Here is a 1,152-nt window from a genome sequence, read left to right as displayed (position 1 = left end):
TGTGAACGATCTCGTAATTGAGCAGGGGGACGCTCACGTAATTGAGCGGGTCCTGGTCTGAGTTCTGTTTTATCGCGTACTCGTCGTGCTGGGGTTCATGACGTGGCCGGGTCGTTTGTTGGGGCGGTAGCTTGGTCCGTTCATGAACACTTGATGGCTGTTGTTGATCAGCCGGTCCAGCAGGGATTCAGCGACGACGGGGTTGGGGAACAGCGGGTACCAGTCCATGGGTTGCCGATTGGAGGTCAGGATCATCGACTTTCCGGTGCGTTCGGTGATCAGTTCGTAGAGGTCGTCGGCCTGGGTGGCGGTCAGCTCGCGCATGGCGAAGTCGTCCAGGATCAAGATGGCTGGGCGAGCGAGTTCGGCCAGGCGTCGATTCCAGGTGCGGTCGGCGTGCCCGCCGGCCAGGTCGGCCAGTACGCGGCTGGTCTTGAGGAAGCGGACATCGGCGCCGTGTCGGATGGCCAGGTGCCCGAGCGCTTGGGCGACATGACTCTTTCCGACCCCGACGGGTCCGTAGAGGATCAGCGACTGTCCGGCGTGCAGCCAGCGCAGCGCGGCCAGGTCGCGGATCTGGGCGGCGGGCAACGTGGGTGAGGCGGCGAAGTCGAAGCCCTCCAAGGTGGCCTGCTGGTCGAAGCGGGCTTTGCGCAGGCGTCGCTGCATGGCGGCGGTGTCGCGGCGGGAGATCTCGTCTTGGCACAGCACCTGGAGGAATTCGATATGCCCGAGTTCGCCGGCGCGGGCCTGGGCCAGGCGGGCGTCCAGGGTGTCGAGCATGCCGGACAGTTTCAAGGTGCGTAGCGCCTTGTCCAGCGCGCCGGTCTCGATCGTGGTGATCGTCGTCATGATGTGGTGTCTTTGATCGCGGTGAAGATGTGCACCAGGTGCCCGGCCAGGTGACCGTCGGCTCTGATCCAGTCGGCGGTCGGGCCGGTGCCGCCCCAGCGGCGGGGTCGGGTTCCGACGATGGCGGCCAGGTGGGCGACCATGGCGGCACGGTCGTGGGCATCGCCGAGTTCGGCACCGATCTGGATGGTGATCCGGTCGTTGTTGAACGTCAGCGACAGTCCGGCCAGTCCCGCGGCCAGGAGCAGGTGAGCGGTGTGATGCAGGGCGTGGACCTGCTCGGCCAGCTCCGGGCGCATC

At 65.9% G+C, this 1,152-nt stretch carries 2 protein-coding genes; both read right to left on the bottom strand.

Annotated features, from left to right (window positions below):
* Window positions 1-69 precede the first annotated feature (69 nt).
* Window positions 70-852, bottom strand: coding sequence for an IS21-like element helper ATPase IstB (istB, locus tag AB0M95_RS40800; RefSeq protein ID WP_363777102.1), 783 nt, complete (start codon window positions 850-852; stop codon window positions 70-72).
* The coding region (locus AB0M95_RS40795) for a hypothetical protein (protein WP_363777099.1) at window positions 849-1,152 on the bottom strand (304 nt) is incomplete at its 5' end. The genes istB and AB0M95_RS40795, both read right to left, overlap by 4 nt.

This window comes from Sphaerisporangium sp. NPDC051017 (assembly GCF_040683095.1).
GTDB lineage: Bacteria > Actinomycetota > Actinomycetes > Streptosporangiales > Streptosporangiaceae > Sphaerisporangium.
The sequence above is the reverse complement of the archived record's forward strand: the minus strand, read 5'-3'. Positions and strand labels throughout refer to the sequence as shown.

Bases quoted from the DNA above. Each gene is read 5' to 3' on its own strand.
- istB (WP_363777102.1), bottom strand. From the start codon at position 852: ATGACGACGATCACCACGATCGAGACCGGCGCGCTGGACAAGGCGCTA.